We start from the raw sequence: 14,804 nt of genomic DNA, 5'->3' as shown, positions 1-14,804 counted from the left end.
GCTTTTCTTTATATAATCGATGCGGGGGAGAATGGATAATGGTGGGGAAAAATGAAAATCAATCAATAGATAAACAGATAACCGAGTCAATATCAGCGAAGGTATTAAAAATCATTATGGATAATATGACTGAAGGCGTACTCGTAACGGATGAAACGAAGAGAATTATATTCGTTAACCCAGCTTTTGAATACGTAACTCGCTATCATTTTGATGAGGTTGTTGGAAAAAATCCTACAATCCTCCAATCTGGCATGCATGATCACAGATTTTATCAATCTATGTGGGAATCCATTCATCAACAAGGGATATGGCAAGGAGAAATATGGAATCGAAAAAAAGATGGCGAAATTTATCCTGAGTGGTTAAAAATTAAGGCCATTAAAAATGAACAAGGGGAAATTACAAACTATATCGGGATATTTTCTGATATATCAGAGAAAAAGATTATTGAAGATGAATTAAAAAATAAAATCTTAACCGATACACTTACCAATGTGAATAATCGATATTCTTACTTAGTGAAAATGAATTCTCTTTTGGATTCCAACACTTTGAATAATAAAAAAATGAAAGTACAACATGCTGTGATTTTCATAGACTTAAATCGTTTTAAGCAAGTAAATGATACGTTAGGTCATATAATTGGCGATGCTTTGCTTGTGGAAGTAGCGAACCGCTTAAAAAATTTAGTGAGTGAAAAAGATATAATTGCCCGCCATGGAGGAGATGAATTTATCATCACTTTAGTAAATATTTCTCACCCGAGAGACGCTGCACACTTTGCAGAAAAAATTATTCGTAAAATAGAGGAACCTTTTTTTATTGATGGTCATGAAATCTATATGTCAACGAGCATTGGCATTAGCCTTTACCCCATTGACGGCCAAACGACAGACGAGCTCATCTATTGTGCAGATAAAGCAATGTATTATGCAAAGCAAAAAGGTGCGAATCATTTCTCCTTTTATTTTGATGAATTAAATGTGAATAAGGCCAAATTATTAATTCTTGATAATGAAATGCGGAAAGGGATAGACAATAAACAATTTACTTTAATGTATCAACCAAAAGTATGTTTAACTACAAATCAAGTAATGGGTTTAGAAGCGCTAATTCGTTGGGAAAATGAAAAATTAGGATATGTTTCGCCAAATGAATTTATTCCATATGCAGAAGAAAGCGGCTTAATTATCCCTTTATCAGAATTAATCATTGATTTAGTATGTAATGATATCAGTTATCTTCATCAATCAGGTTTTCCAAATCTCCAAATCTCAATTAATATTTCCGGGCTTCACTTTCAGCAATATAATTTTTTACAATCAATCCAAACGATATTAGAACGAAATAACATATCAGCAAAAAATTTAGAGTTGGAAGTAACAGAACGAACAATTATGAATAACGATGCGGATACGATTAGAAAATTAGTTCGATTAAAGCAACTTGGTTTTAAAATAGCCATCGATGATTTTGGCACGGGTTATTCATCTCTCAGCTACTTAGTAAGATTTCCGATTGACTTTTTGAAAATTGATAAAAGTTTTATTCAACATATTACCGCTTTTGCTGATAAACAAGCTGTTGTTGATGCAATTATTCAAATGGCTCACCGCTTGAATATTCAAGTTGTTGCTGAAGGGGTTGAAAGCATTCAACAATGCAACTTATTAAAGAATATGGGTTGTGATTATATTCAAGGATATTATTTTTGTAAGCCTAAGCGAATTGATGATATAATAGACTTCTTGAAAATATGGGAAATTGAACATCAAGGATGGATGTAAATGACAAAATTTCAACTAGTAGCAACATCTGCAATGGGATTAGAATCAATTGTTGCAGACGAAGTAAAAGCATTAGGATACGAAACGAAAACAGAAAACGGCAAAATCTATTTTGAAGGTGATGAAAGAGCGATTGCTCGAACAAATCTTTGGCTTCGAGTTGCCGATCGAGTAAAAATCGTTGTTGCACAATTCCCTGCAACGACTTTTGATGAATTATTTGAGAACACAAAAGCCATTGAATGGGAACAATATTTGCCTGTTGATGCAAACTTCCCTGTCAGCGGAAAATCAGTGAAATCAACTTTATATAGTGTACCGGATTGTCAAGCAATCGTAAAAAAAGCGATTGTGGAACGGTTAAAACATGCTTATAAACGTATTGGCTTTTTAGAAGAATCGGGAGCAACTTTTAAAATTGAAGTATCAATTTTGAAAGATTTGGTAACACTGACAATTGATACAAGTGGTGCAGGACTCCACAAAAGAGGATATCGGGTAGGCCAGGGTGATGCACCTTTAAAAGAAACATTGGCTGCCGCTTTGGTAAAAATCTCAAAATGGTCACCTCACAGACCTTTTGTAGATCTTTTTTGCGGATCAGGTACGATTCCAATAGAAGCAGCGATGATTGGCCAAAATATTGCTCCTGGATATAACCGAGAATTCATTTCGGAAGAATGGGATTGGATGAATAAGTCAATTTGGGACGATGCGCGAGTGGAAGTAGAAGACTTAGCAAACTATGATCAGCCTCTTGAAATTTTAGGTACAGATATCGATCATCGAATGGTGAAAATTGCACAAGACAATGCAATGGAAGCAGGTTTTAGTGATCTTATTACTTTTAAACAAATGCAAGCAACTGATTTTACGACTACTTTAACAGACGGGGTAATCATCTCGAATCCTCCGTATGGTGAAAGAATTGGTGAGCGTGAGCAAATTGAAAAGGTTATTATTGAACTAGGTGAAATAATGAGATATTATCCAACCTGGTCGGTTTATTTGCTGTCTTCAATGGACAATATTGAAGAATTGTACGGCAAAAAAGCAACAAAAAAAAGAAAATTATTTAATGGATTTATTCGTACTGATTTTTATCAATTTTGGGGACAGAAATCCATCAAGTAACAACCTATGAATATCGAATGTTGTTAATTTATGTCGATTTTCTTATAATATAAATATTGTTAGTGATTAGCAAAGATTATGTAGACTTCAATAGGTGTCTTGAATAGATTCGAGACACTTTTTCTTAATGTCTAAAAAGTAGGCATTCATAAAGGAGATTTGAACAATGAGACCATCATTACCTTTTGAATTATCAAGAGAGAAAAGTTTTTTTGATTCCTTAGGGGATTGGATTGGCGACATTTTTTATGATGTATTACCCGAAAAAGGATTTGAATGTCGGGATGAACAAATTTTTATGAGTTATCAAATAGAGAAAGCATTAAAAGAAAATAACGTTTTGTTTGCGGAAGCGGGTGTTGGAACAGGGAAAACCCTCGCTTATTTATTGCCGGCAATTGCTTACGCTCGTTACAAAGGGAAACCCGCTTTAATTGCATGTGCTGATGAAACATTGATTGATCAGCTTGTGAAAGATGAAGGGGACATCGCAAAAATTGAGAAATATTTAGGATTGAAAATTGATGTAAGGCTTGCGAAATCCCGTGATCAATATTTGTGTTTAAAACGTTTTGAAGAAGCGGAATTGTATGAAGATGATGAATGGATAGATGAGATTGCTTTCAACATTCCAGAAGAAGTGTTTGCTGAAAGTTCAGCTGTACAAATCCCCCTTTATGGTGCAAGAAGCGATTATCCACAAATTAGCGATGAAAATTGGAATAAGGTGAATTACAATTCCATTATGCAGTGTAGTACGTGCGAGAAACGTAATCGTTGTGGTCAGACGCTGCATCGTATGCATTATCGAAAAGCGACTGATTTGATTATTTGCTCGCAAGATTTTTTAATGGAACATTTAGCAACAAAAGAATCTCGTAAAAGAGAAGGGCAATTAACACTTTTACCTGATGTTTCGTTGATTGTATTAGATGAAGGGCATTTATTGGAATATGCGGCTCAAAAAGCGATGACATATAAAGTGCAAAATTATACCATTGTAAAATTGCTAGATCAATTAATGGTAGACGGTATTCGTGAAAGCACGTTATATGCGATGGAAAAATTGCAAGATGACCACGAATTATTTTTTGATCAACTTCGGGAAGATATCGTACCATCCAATGAAGACAGAAAAACAATTCAGAAATCCGAAAAATTATTGGCATTAGGTAAGCAACTAATCGATGATGTAGAAAAATTATTGGAAGAGTTTGTTTTTGAATCAGAAATGTACGTTATTCCGGAATATGAATTGAATATTGTTGAAGAATTTTTAGAAGAGTATGAGGCTGCTTTAAAAATATTTATTTCAAAAAGCGAAGCAGTCGATTGGTTGGAAGATACGGATGGCGAAGAAACGTTAGTCATCATGCCGAGATTAATTACAGAAGTATTAGAAGAGAAGTTATTCTCGAACAATATACCGATTATCTTTTCATCCGCAACATTATCAGTCAATAAAGATTTTTCTTACATTGCTTCCAGTTTGGGTGTGAAAAAGTATCAGCATTTTAGCGTACCTTCTCCTTTTGATTATGATGAAGTTATGAAAATATATTTACATGAATTGAATGAAGATGAGAAAGTGAAGAAAGTAGAAGAGCTGCTAAAACAAAATAAGAAAACATTGGTACTGTTTAAATCTAGACAATCGATGTTGAATTTTAAAAACAAATTACCAATAATGTCACGGTTAACAGTTGGTTTTGAAGGAGATCGAGAATTAACATCCATTATTCAAGATTTCAAAAATGGCACTATTAAAACCCTATGTTCCTATCATTTATGGGAAGGTGTGGACTTGCCAGAAGAGGCATTGACACAAGTTGTTATTTATGAATTACCATTTCCACCAAAAGATCCGCTTTTTGATGCAAAACGAAAATTTGTTGAGAAACCATTTGAAGAAGTAGATTTACCATTTATGTTACTGCGATTGCAACAAGGAATTGGTCGACTCATCCGCACTTCAAAAGATTACGGTGACGTTCACATTTTATTAAATCAAGAAGATAATGCAATACAATCACGTTTTGTTGAAGTATTGCCAGTGAAACCACAATAATGAACGAACAGATATATGCAAAAAGTCTATATAGATTTTTTGCATATTTTTTTATTTTTAAGAATATAATTTTTTAAAAATTGTTGAAAGTGGTCGTGTCAATGCTGTCTATGTCGATGAATGTCTGTTATTGTAAAAGATGTACGGATTAATCTATTCGAAAAAGGGAGAGAAATATGAGATTAAAAGGAAAAGTTGCCATTATAACAGGAAGTGCAAATGGAATAGGTAAGGCCGCTACCATTAGGTTTTTGGAAGAGGGAGCAAAAGTAGTCATCGCAGATATACAAGCAGAAGAAGGAAAACAATTTGAAAAAGAATTAACTGAGCGAGGTTATGACGTTTTATTTTACCAAGTAAATGTTGCAAAAAAAGAAGAAGTTGAAAAAATGGTTGAAAAAGTGAAGGAACATTATGGCAAGATTGATATTTTAATCAATAATGCAGGTATTACAAGGGACGCGATGCTTGTAAAAATGTCAGAAGAACAATTTGATGAAGTCATCAATGTAAATTTAAAGGGAGTTTTCAATTGTACGCAAGCGGTTTCAAAAGTGATGATTGAACAAGGACATGGAAAGATTATTAATACTTCATCTGTAAGCGGTGTTTATGGGAATGTGGGGCAAACAAATTATGCTGCTGCAAAAGCGGCAATAGTGGGCATGACAAAAACGTGGGCGAAGGAACTTGGAAGAAAGGGTATAAATGTGAACGCTGTCGCTCCAGGATTTACGAAAACAGCAATGGTTGATAAGATGCCAGAGAAAATATTAAATTATATGGAATCGATTACAAGTTTAAAAAGGTTAGGGGAGCCAATCGATATTGCAAACGCTTACTTGTTTTTAGCTTCGGATGAATCAAATTACATCACAGGTCATATTTTACATGTAGATGGTGGAATTATGATGTAAAATTCAAAATACTTATTGAAAAAAAGTTCATCATATTTTAATATTCATAATATGTGCATAAATAACCCTCCCCGTCAATGTGGGGAGGGAATTGTGTTGCATTTTTTTCTTACCATAATCTAAAGCCTTTAGCTCCAAGAGGCGAGTTAGAGATAATATCGATGATTGGAATTGTATAAGCGAAGATAATTACTGCAATCATGATGACGCCCCAAAGTTTGAAGTTTTCGATAGCAGCTGGAGTTTTAGCAGCTCCTGGTGCAACTTCTGCAATTGGGAAATCCTCCTCACCTTTAGGAGCAAAGAAACCTACGTAAATTACTAATCCAGTGATTACTAATATTGCGATGAATAGGATTGATCCACCAACCGCTTGAGCAATTTGATAAGAGAGCCATTCAGCCGCTTGTTCTGAACCACCGTAAGTAGAGTAATCAGAACGACGTGGTGCGCCTAATAAACCTGCGATATGCATGGCACTCGACATAATCGTCATACCAATAGCCCATAAAATTCCTGCACAGTTTGCCATGCTATTAGCACGTTTTGTTAAAGTTCTACCATTTAGGTGCGGTATTAACCAGAATGCTGTACCAAAGAATGTTAATGCAACAGCACTAGCTACTGTTAAGTGGAAGTGACCTGTTACCCAAATTGTATTGTGAATCAGTTCGTTCATTTGGTAAGAGGCGTTAACGATACCACCGGCACCGCCAGGAATAAATGCAACCATACCAATGAATGGTAGTAAGAATCTTGAATCATTCCATGGTAATTTTTTGAACCATCCAAATACGCCTTTCGCACCAAGTTCACGTCCTCGCAATTCAAATGTTGCAAACATAGAAAAGGCAGTCATTAATGATGGAACTACGACGAAGAATGTTAATACGGCTTGAATGAACTTCCATAATGGATCAATACCAGGTTCAGTGTATTGGTGGTGAATACCAACTGGTACTGAAAGAATTAAGAACAACATGAATGTTAATTTTGCTAAAGCATCTGAGAAAACTTTACCGCCGATGATTTTAGGAATGATTGTGTACCAAATCATATATGCAGGTAATAACCAGAAATAAACTAATGCGTGACCGAAATACCAGAACAATGTTCTAGAAAGTAGTACGTCAACACGTTCTACTAATCCCATTGACCAAGGGATTAATTGGAATAATACTTCAATTGCTACACCTAATGTAGCGACATACCATAAGAAGTTGTTCACTACAACCATAAAGGATAATAGCGGTGTACTTTGGCCTTTATGTTCTTTCTTCCATTGAACAAAACGCATAATTTGTGCTAAACCTGTAAACCAAGAACCAACAATTACTAATGCTAAACCAAGGTAGAATACCCAGTGGGCTTGTAATGGTGCATAGAATGTGTAAAGAACAGAAGCTTCATTCGTTAGAATCATTGCGGCTGCTGCAACTAATCCAATTGTAGCAATCCAGAAACCAATCCAGCCAATTGTTCGTTGTTTATTTGTAAATGTACCAGAAGTTCGACTAACAGCAGCTGTTTGGAATCCCATAATGAAGAAAGTTGTTAATACAAGTCCGAGTAAAACACCGTGTACTGTTAACACTTGATAGTAATTAAGAAAACTAGGGAGCTGAAGTGTACCAGCACGAACTAATACTTGAAGTAATCCAGCTATACCACCTAATAATACTGCTATAAATGCGATATAAATATATGCTAATGCTAATTTACCATCTCTTCGATCAACCATTTCAAGTTGCTTTTTTAAACTTGTTGATACAGTGCTTTGTACTGTTTCCTTAGTTGCTGTTGTCATTAGGGTCCACCACCTTTAAAGTCGAGTACATTAATGTGTGACCAGTACCACAATACTCGTTACATACGATTGTATATTCTCCAACTTTATCCACAGTTGTAATTTTTTCTGATACATATCCAGGTTCAAGCATCATATTTATGTTTGTTCCTGCAACCTCAAAACCGTGAATAACGTCTTTTGTCGTTGCGATGAAACGAACTTTAGAACCAACAGGTATTTCAAGTTCCATTGGAGTGTAAGCAAACGCTTGTGCAACAAGTACCACTTCATAATCCCAGTCTTTACCTTCTACTTTGTGTATTCCGGGGTTATTGAAAGGTGCGATTTCATCTACTTTTTCGTAGTTTATCGTCCATTTCGAGTTATTTGGATGCGTTCCTCCATGGAATGCGCTTACACCGAGAACAATTAAGAACACGATGAGTGTACCTGTGCCAAATATTAACCACCATTTCTCATACTTGTGTATGTGCATTGTTTTCCCTCCTGCTCAAGTGTTAGAAGCGACCGATGTATAAATCGAATGCAGCGATCCAAAAAATAATAATAATTAGACCTATACCAAAAGTCGCTAAAAGAGTACCTGTTAAATTTTCCTCCGAAGAATTCTTTTTGTGATTTGTCATGTCTCTCCCTCCTATGAAATGAACTCAAATATGGTACTTCACGTTCATCATAATAAAAATCAAACTTCCAAGATGTGATAAAAATCACACTTCAATACTGGAAATGTGAATTTCCTGTGAAAGTCGATGGAAGCAAAAAAATAAAATGTCTCAAAAAAAGAGACATTTTATGCAAAAAACGTAATATCGTTCTATATTTTTTAATAAATTTTTATGAAAATCTATGTATAACTTACTTATTATCGATTGTAAGCAAAACCGTCAACATACCTATATCTTCGATGATAGTTGGTAATTTAATGGCGTTATCGATACCGTGAAGAGTTGTCTTGCCGATGAGTATTGTCGGTGGAGTCACGTCAATAAATAGTTGTTTTTCACTTGCCTGAATACTTAAATTTCCAGCAAACATATTACCGAATTCCCCTGTAAATGATTTCAACATTTCGCCTTCTAAATTCATGCCGAACATTTTCATTCCTATCGCAGAAAAAATAGCGGAAGTGCTATCCAGTATTACTCTACCTTTTATATCACCAGTCAAACCGACTAGAACGCCAATTTCTTTATGGGTAAAAGGCTCGGTCAAAAAGGAGGGAGACTGAATGTTGATATTCATTGGGATGATTTGTTTTAATGTGTAGATTGCACCGTTTAAAATCGTCTGTACATGTTTAGAAGTCATAGACATCAATCTTATCGCATCCTTTTGTATTTATTTACCTATTTTAGCAGAAAAAAACCGAAATTAAGAAGAATTTTGTATATTTATTATTATTTTATTTTTATTATAATAATTGATAAGAATTCTCATCGAAAAAAGGGGTAAAAACGAATGGTTTACGCATTCATTGCTGGGACGATTGCCATATATTATTGGATCGGTACATACATCTTTAAAAATGTAACGAAATAGTGCCAATCAACTTTTTTTAGCGATTGGCACAAATTTTTTGTATTTTCACACATTCTAAATATACTCAATAAAAACTTCATTTTTCTTGTAATCTTTTTGATTTACTAGCGATTTTACTTGAAAAGCATGTTAATATTATAATTGTGACAAAATGAAGGCAAAGGGGTATTTATTCCATGAGTAGTTTTGACGAAAAAATATCACAATTGTTAGAGCAATCCGCAATTCAATACATAATATTTAAGAATAATGAAGATACAGAGCGAATGGAAAAGCTCCACTTATTTGCTAAAAAACTATTACAAAAAGAATATGTCATTGGATTTGCCGGACATTTTTCAGCTGGAAAATCTAGTATGATTAATGCATTATCCGGTGAAGATATTTTAGCTTCTAGCCCGATTCCGACGAGTGCAAACATCGTAAAAGTCCATAAATCAGATGAAGATTTCGCTATTTGTTATATGAAAGACGACAAGCCTGTCAAATTTGAAGCTGGATATGATATAAAAACGGTAAAAGAATTAAGTAAAAATGGCGACCTCGTTACGCAAATCGAAATTGGGCATAAAGATTCAAAGTTGCCTGTCGGTGTCACTGTGATGGATACTCCGGGAGTCGATTCTACAGACGATGCTCACCGTATGAGTACGGAATCAGCATTACATATTGCGGATATTGTTTTTTACACAATGGATTACAACCATGTGCAGTCTGAATTAAACTTCCAATTTACAAAACAATTAATGAAATATAATCCAAATGTGTATTTGATTGTCAACCAGATTGACAAACATAATGAACAAGAACTTTCATTTGAAGAATATAAAGAATCGGTATATAACTCCTTTAAAGCTTGGGGAGTGGAGCCGAAGGGCATCTTTTTCACATCTCTTAAAGATTTCAACCATCCTCACAATGATTTTGAAAAAGTAAAAAACATTGTGATGGATTCAATGGAACACTGGCAAGATCGCCTAGTAGAAACGGCTGAAAACACATTGAAAAAGATGCAAAGTGAACATTTAGCGTTTTTAGAGGAAGAAAAGAATGCACGATTTGAAGAGAATAGTGAAGTTTTATCAACCGATGAATGGGATAACCGTGAAGATCTTTTAGAGCAATATGAAAAATTAAAATTGCAAACAGAACTATTCTCCATTGAAAATTGGGAGGAAAGCTTCAAGGAAAAACGAAATGACTTGCTAGAAAATGCAGCAGTCATACCAGCTGACTTCCGAGAAAAACTGCGTCTATATTTAGAGAGTCAACAAGAAGGATTTAAAGTAGGCGGCTTTTTCACTTCGAAAAAGAAAACTCAAGAGGAAATCCAACGACGCATTAAGGATGTCTATGACCAGTATCAAACCATCTTACAATCGCAAATCATCGGTCATATGAAATCGTTAATGAAACAGTCATTAAAAGATGTTGGAGCATTAACAGATGAAAGGGCTAGTCAAATCGATGCCATCGCTTTTGATGTGCCGTTTACTTTAATTGAAGAATGTGTTCAAAGAAACGCTATTGTTACAGGGGATGCGGTGTTAAACTTTGCTAATCGAGTAAGAGAGGCAACTCGTCGCTACTTTATTCGTGAAACGGATGCGTGGAAAGACAGTCAAATTCCATTATTAAAAGAACTCGGTGAAACATCACAAGCTCCGGTACAGCAAAAATTGAATAATCTAGAAAAGAAAGTAAAAGCAATTCAAAGCATCTCTGAAATAGGCGAACGAAAAGAATTTTTAGAAAGACAGCTCGTTCATGCATCAAAAAATACGAGAGATGAAGCGAAAAAACAAAAAGAGCAGTGGGAAAACAAGTTCGAACAAGAGTTAAATGAAGTTCGATTGTTTGACCCATCTATGCTGAAACAAGAGCAACAAGAAGAAGTGGTGGTAGAAGAGGTACCACAACAAATGGGTGTATCAATGCAAGGCGATGAAGTAATTGACAATGCTTTGCATACAGCAAATCTTGTAAGACAAGTGGAAGGCTTTGAAGAAGTAGCCGACTTCTTATTGAAAAAAGTTGAAAGGCTACAACATAAAGATTTTACGATTGCCTTATTCGGAGCATTTAGTGCAGGGAAATCAAGTTTCTCAAACGCATTAATGGGCGAAAAAGTATTACCGGTATCCCCAAACCCAACAACAGCGGCCATTAACAAAATACGCCCTGTAGATGAACAGCATCACCATGAAACAGCAGATGTTCAACTCAAAACGAAAGAACAACTACTAGAGGATATTCAATTTGCATATGAAGCGATTGGAATGACGGTCCAATCGTTAGATGAGGCATACAATCGTGCAGATGAAGCATTAAAAGTCGAACTGAAGGATGAGCGCTTAAATGTTCATAAATCCTTTATTCGCGCATATAAAGAAGGTTATCCTACTTACAGCAATCAACTCGGTGAGATTCTTCGTGTAAACCGAGAAGAATTTGAACGGTTTGTTGCGGAAGAGAACCGATCTTGCTTTGTGGATAATATTAATTTCTATTATGATTGTCCACTCACTCGTATGGGTGTGACATTGGTAGATACACCGGGAGCGGATTCAATCAACGCTCGTCATACAGGTGTCGCATTCGAATATATTCGCAATGCCGATGCAATTCTTTTCGTCACGTATTACAACCATGCTTTTGCAAAGGCAGACCGTGAATTTTTAATCCAGTTAGGTCGCGTGAAAGATGCCTTTGAATTGGACAAAATGTTCTTTATCGTTAATGCCATCGATTTAGCGAAAAACCAAGAAGAAGCTGAAGATGTGAAAGCTTACGTTCGCAATGAATTGCAGCGCTTCGGCATTCGTTTCCCTAAATTGTATGGCGTCTCCAGTTTACTTGCGTTGCGTGAGAAGCAAGAGAAGGCGGAATTGGCATCTGGAATGCAAGAGTTTGAACAAGCGTTTTATCGCTTCTTAAATGAAGACTTGGCATCAATTGCGATTCAAGCATTACATGAGGAAGTTGAAAAAACTCATCAACGTTTATCAGATTTAATTGTTCAAACTGAAGAAAACTTAAAACGAAAAGATGAACGATTAGAGGAATTGGCACAGCTAGAAGATTATGTAGAGAAACATTATCGTTCGTTAGGAACAAGCATGATTGAAAGCGATACGAAGCAAGAACTCGATGAACTATTATATTATGTATTGCAAAGAGTTTATTACCGTTATCCAGACTTCTTTAGAGAAAGTTACAATCCATCGACATTTGCAGCGTTGTCGCCACAAGAAGCTTTAAGTAAAGCGTTAAAAGAAACGTTAAGTTCTTTAAAATTTGACTTTGCTCAAGAACTTCGAGTTACGAATTTCCGCATCGCACAATTCATTCAAAAACAAATGAAAGAACGTTTCAAAGAAGAAAGTCGTTCTTTGAAGGAAATGAACCAAAGTTTCTCATTTATTGCTTATGAGTTTGAAGATGCGGAATTATTGGATTTCGATGGTCCGTTTGATGATTTCAATAAATATGCATCCGTAAAATCATATTTCAAAAATACGAAATCTTTCTTTGAAAAGAACGAAAAAGAACATTTGAAACTAGCGTTAGAAGAATTAACGAAACCAGATGCTGAGAAATATTTAGAAGAACAAAAACAACAAGTGATGGATTGGGCGCGGACGTATATTGCGAAGGAAGCTGAACGTTTACGCGAACATATTTATCACCAAGCGATGAATCAAATTCAAACAGAACGCTTATTGCTACAAGAAGAAAGCCGATTGGCGACTTGGAAAAATATCTATCAAGAATTGCAAAAAGTAGAAGTCAAATAAAGCGACGGAGTGTCTATTTGAGACGGCTCCCCTTGAGGCTCGACACAAATAATTTGTGGCGAAGGACTGTGGAAATTTGTTCGACTACAGCAGGCGCGGAGAGTTTTAACAAATCAATTAGGTAAAAGAATGTAAGGGTGTCTAGAAAAGTTCCATTTTCTAGCACCTTTTTTATTTGCAAACGTATGTATGTAGAAATTTTTGTGGAAGTTTGTAACCTTTTCCGTCGTTATTCGACTAATTGAACGAAAACAGAATTATGAAAGGAGAGGTGCATGTGAAAAAGAAATTATCTGCTCTTTGTGCATTAGCGGTGCTAAGTAGCTTCACGCTGATTCCTGATGGAAATGTACAAGCACTTGAAGTAAATGACAATTCGGTTATTGAAGCTAAAGAAGAGCACCAATTTAAATATTTTCAAGTAAGCGGAACAATTAGTAGTATTACTGAAAAAGAAAATGGATCATTCTTTGCAACTATAGACTCAAAGGAAAATCCATTCGGCTTTTATTTCAATGAAGACACTTTCATTTTCGATAATAGTGGAAACGCGTTAAAGTTGAAGGAAGGGATGCAAATCACAGCCTATGTTGATAGTCTTAAACCAATGATAATGATTTATCCACCTCAATATTCGCCTGATGTAGTCATTGTTCAAACGGATAATCCAGGTACAGTACAGTTGGATCAATTTGATCAAAACTACTTAAATGTCGCAAAAGATTTAATTATTCATTTGAATGAAAAGTCAAATATTATGAATTTATCAGGTGAAAAACTATCAAAAGAAGATGTTATTGATAAAGAAGTATTAATTTTCTATGAAGTTGTGTTAGAAAGCCACCCTGCTCAAACAGGACCTTCTAAAGTAATTGTATTAGAGAGAAATGAGCAATCGGAACAACCATCAGAAATCGAAAAAGCTTATCAAATCGCTGAAAATGATTTCTACATCGTCAACAATGTTAAAATGGTACCTTTACGATTAATTGCTGAGCAACTGGGCTACCGAGTAGACTCTACTGGCGTTGGAGCAATTGTATCAAAAGGCGAAGTTTCATTTACGATTACTAGAGGAACGAAATCTTACATTACAAATGGAACGACGAAACAGTTTGTAGAAGCACCTGCATTGTTAGAGCCTCGTAAAACATACGTGCCGTACGAATTCATTGAGGAACTTGTGGGGAATTTTTAAATAATTAAATTGGGATACCAACCGTTATAAAAAGGGCGCCTGAATAGTCATTTTAGGGCGCTCTTTTTGCTACTGTGACCGAAGTAAATTGGGGTTGTCGCTAAGATAGATTACGGCTGACGTCAGCTATCGTCTTAGAAAAATTGAGACGAGGCGGCGCAATTGATGTGATTGCAGCAGAAAAAGAATTATAATTTAGAAATTTGAGCCTGACCAAAAAGGGCAAACTTTTTGGTCAGGCTGTTTTTTTAATTATTAAGATGAAAAATTGTGAAAAATATGTGACAACGTCATTTTTTTCTAAATTGAAGTATGTGAAAAATATCATATTTAACTAAGCAAAATAGTCTGTTTTCATTTTCACAAATAAATGCTGATAGTATCAACGTTTGAATTGTGAAAAATGCATTATAAATTATATTAATATAATAAAAATTTAATCAAAAAATTAAGAAAAGTTGGTCAAAAAAATCATGAAAGCGCTTTAAAAACTCGGTATTTTCAATGTGTTTTGAGGTTTCGACAAAATATGTTATTGACTTTAATTA

The 14,804-nt window shown here is 35.1% G+C and carries 10 protein-coding genes; 6 read left to right on the top strand and 4 right to left on the bottom strand.

Features of this window, described 5'->3' with window-relative positions:
* Window positions 1–38: 38 nt before the first annotated feature.
* The 4 genes from NSU17_RS01720 to fabG all read left to right on the top strand — a co-directional run bounded on the left by NSU17_RS01720 (window position 39) and on the right by fabG (window position 5,909).
* Entirely contained in the window at window positions 39–1,790 is a 1,752-nt protein-coding gene (locus NSU17_RS01720) for a GGDEF domain-containing phosphodiesterase (protein WP_096550847.1), read from the top strand.
* Window positions 1,791–2,924, top strand: coding sequence for a THUMP domain-containing class I SAM-dependent RNA methyltransferase (locus NSU17_RS01715; protein ID WP_340704123.1), 1,134 nt, complete (start codon window positions 1,791–1,793; stop codon window positions 2,922–2,924). It abuts the gene before it with no gap.
* Window positions 2,925–3,090: 166 nt separating this feature from the next.
* Window positions 3,091–4,992, top strand: a complete 1,902-nt coding sequence (locus NSU17_RS01710) for an ATP-dependent DNA helicase (RefSeq protein ID WP_340704122.1) — start codon at window positions 3,091–3,093, stop codon at window positions 4,990–4,992.
* A gap of 176 nt (window positions 4,993–5,168) precedes the next feature.
* Complete coding sequence (fabG, locus tag NSU17_RS01705) at window positions 5,169–5,909, top strand: 3-oxoacyl-ACP reductase FabG (protein WP_096550850.1); 741 nt, start codon at window positions 5,169–5,171, stop codon at window positions 5,907–5,909.
* Window positions 5,910–6,018: 109 nt separating this feature from the next.
* On the opposite strand, the gene NSU17_RS01700 is transcribed toward fabG, so the two are convergent.
* From NSU17_RS01700 to NSU17_RS01685, 4 genes are all read right to left on the bottom strand, one after another.
* Window positions 6,019–7,650 (bottom strand): b(o/a)3-type cytochrome-c oxidase subunit 1, encoded by a 1,632-nt coding sequence (locus NSU17_RS01700; protein WP_026018956.1) that lies wholly within the window; start codon window positions 7,648–7,650, stop codon window positions 6,019–6,021.
* Between the two features lie 49 nt (window positions 7,651–7,699).
* Window positions 7,700–8,194 (bottom strand): cytochrome c oxidase subunit II, encoded by a 495-nt coding sequence (locus NSU17_RS01695; protein WP_016837007.1) that lies wholly within the window; start codon window positions 8,192–8,194, stop codon window positions 7,700–7,702.
* A 22-nt stretch (window positions 8,195–8,216) separates the two neighbouring features.
* Entirely contained in the window at window positions 8,217–8,345 is a 129-nt protein-coding gene (locus tag NSU17_RS01690; RefSeq protein ID WP_016837008.1) for a hypothetical protein, read from the bottom strand.
* Window positions 8,346–8,577: 232 nt separating this feature from the next.
* Window positions 8,578–9,036: a chemotaxis protein CheX gene (locus tag NSU17_RS01685; RefSeq protein ID WP_096552470.1), complete on the bottom strand. Its 459-nt coding sequence runs from the start codon at window positions 9,034–9,036 to the stop codon at window positions 8,578–8,580.
* A 401-nt stretch (window positions 9,037–9,437) separates the two neighbouring features.
* Between NSU17_RS01685 and NSU17_RS01680 the strand changes: the two genes are divergently transcribed.
* Together NSU17_RS01680 and NSU17_RS01675 are read left to right on the top strand one after the other, a co-directional pair.
* Complete coding sequence (locus NSU17_RS01680; RefSeq protein WP_340704121.1) at window positions 9,438–13,058, top strand: dynamin family protein; 3,621 nt, start codon at window positions 9,438–9,440, stop codon at window positions 13,056–13,058.
* Window positions 13,059–13,335: 277 nt separating this feature from the next.
* Window positions 13,336–14,256, top strand: coding sequence for a copper amine oxidase N-terminal domain-containing protein (locus NSU17_RS01675; RefSeq protein ID WP_340704120.1), 921 nt, complete (start codon window positions 13,336–13,338; stop codon window positions 14,254–14,256).
* The last annotated feature ends 548 nt before the right edge of the window (window positions 14,257–14,804 follow it).

It is taken from the genome of Ureibacillus sp. FSL K6-2830 (assembly GCF_038004145.1).
Lineage (GTDB): Bacteria > Bacillota > Bacilli > Bacillales_A > Planococcaceae > Ureibacillus > Ureibacillus thermosphaericus.
Note: the sequence above shows the minus strand (reverse complement) of the source record. Positions and strands in the feature narration are given on the sequence as shown.

Coding starts and splice junctions, on each gene's coding strand:
- NSU17_RS01720 (WP_096550847.1), top strand. CDS start 39: ATGGTGGGGAAAAATGAAAATCAATCAATAGATAAACAGATAACCGAG.
- NSU17_RS01715 (WP_340704123.1), top strand. CDS start 1,791: ATGACAAAATTTCAACTAGTAGCAACATCTGCAATGGGATTAGAATCA.
- NSU17_RS01710 (WP_340704122.1), top strand. CDS start 3,091: ATGAGACCATCATTACCTTTTGAATTATCAAGAGAGAAAAGTTTTTTT.
- fabG (WP_096550850.1), top strand. CDS start 5,169: ATGAGATTAAAAGGAAAAGTTGCCATTATAACAGGAAGTGCAAATGGA.
- NSU17_RS01700 (WP_026018956.1), bottom strand. CDS start 7,650: ATGGTTGATCGAAGAGATGGTAAATTAGCATTAGCATATATTTATATC.
- NSU17_RS01695 (WP_016837007.1), bottom strand. CDS start 8,194: ATGCACATACACAAGTATGAGAAATGGTGGTTAATATTTGGCACAGGT.
- NSU17_RS01690 (WP_016837008.1), bottom strand. CDS start 8,345: ATGACAAATCACAAAAAGAATTCTTCGGAGGAAAATTTAACAGGTACT.
- NSU17_RS01685 (WP_096552470.1), bottom strand. CDS start 9,036: ATGTCTATGACTTCTAAACATGTACAGACGATTTTAAACGGTGCAATC.
- NSU17_RS01680 (WP_340704121.1), top strand. CDS start 9,438: ATGAGTAGTTTTGACGAAAAAATATCACAATTGTTAGAGCAATCCGCA.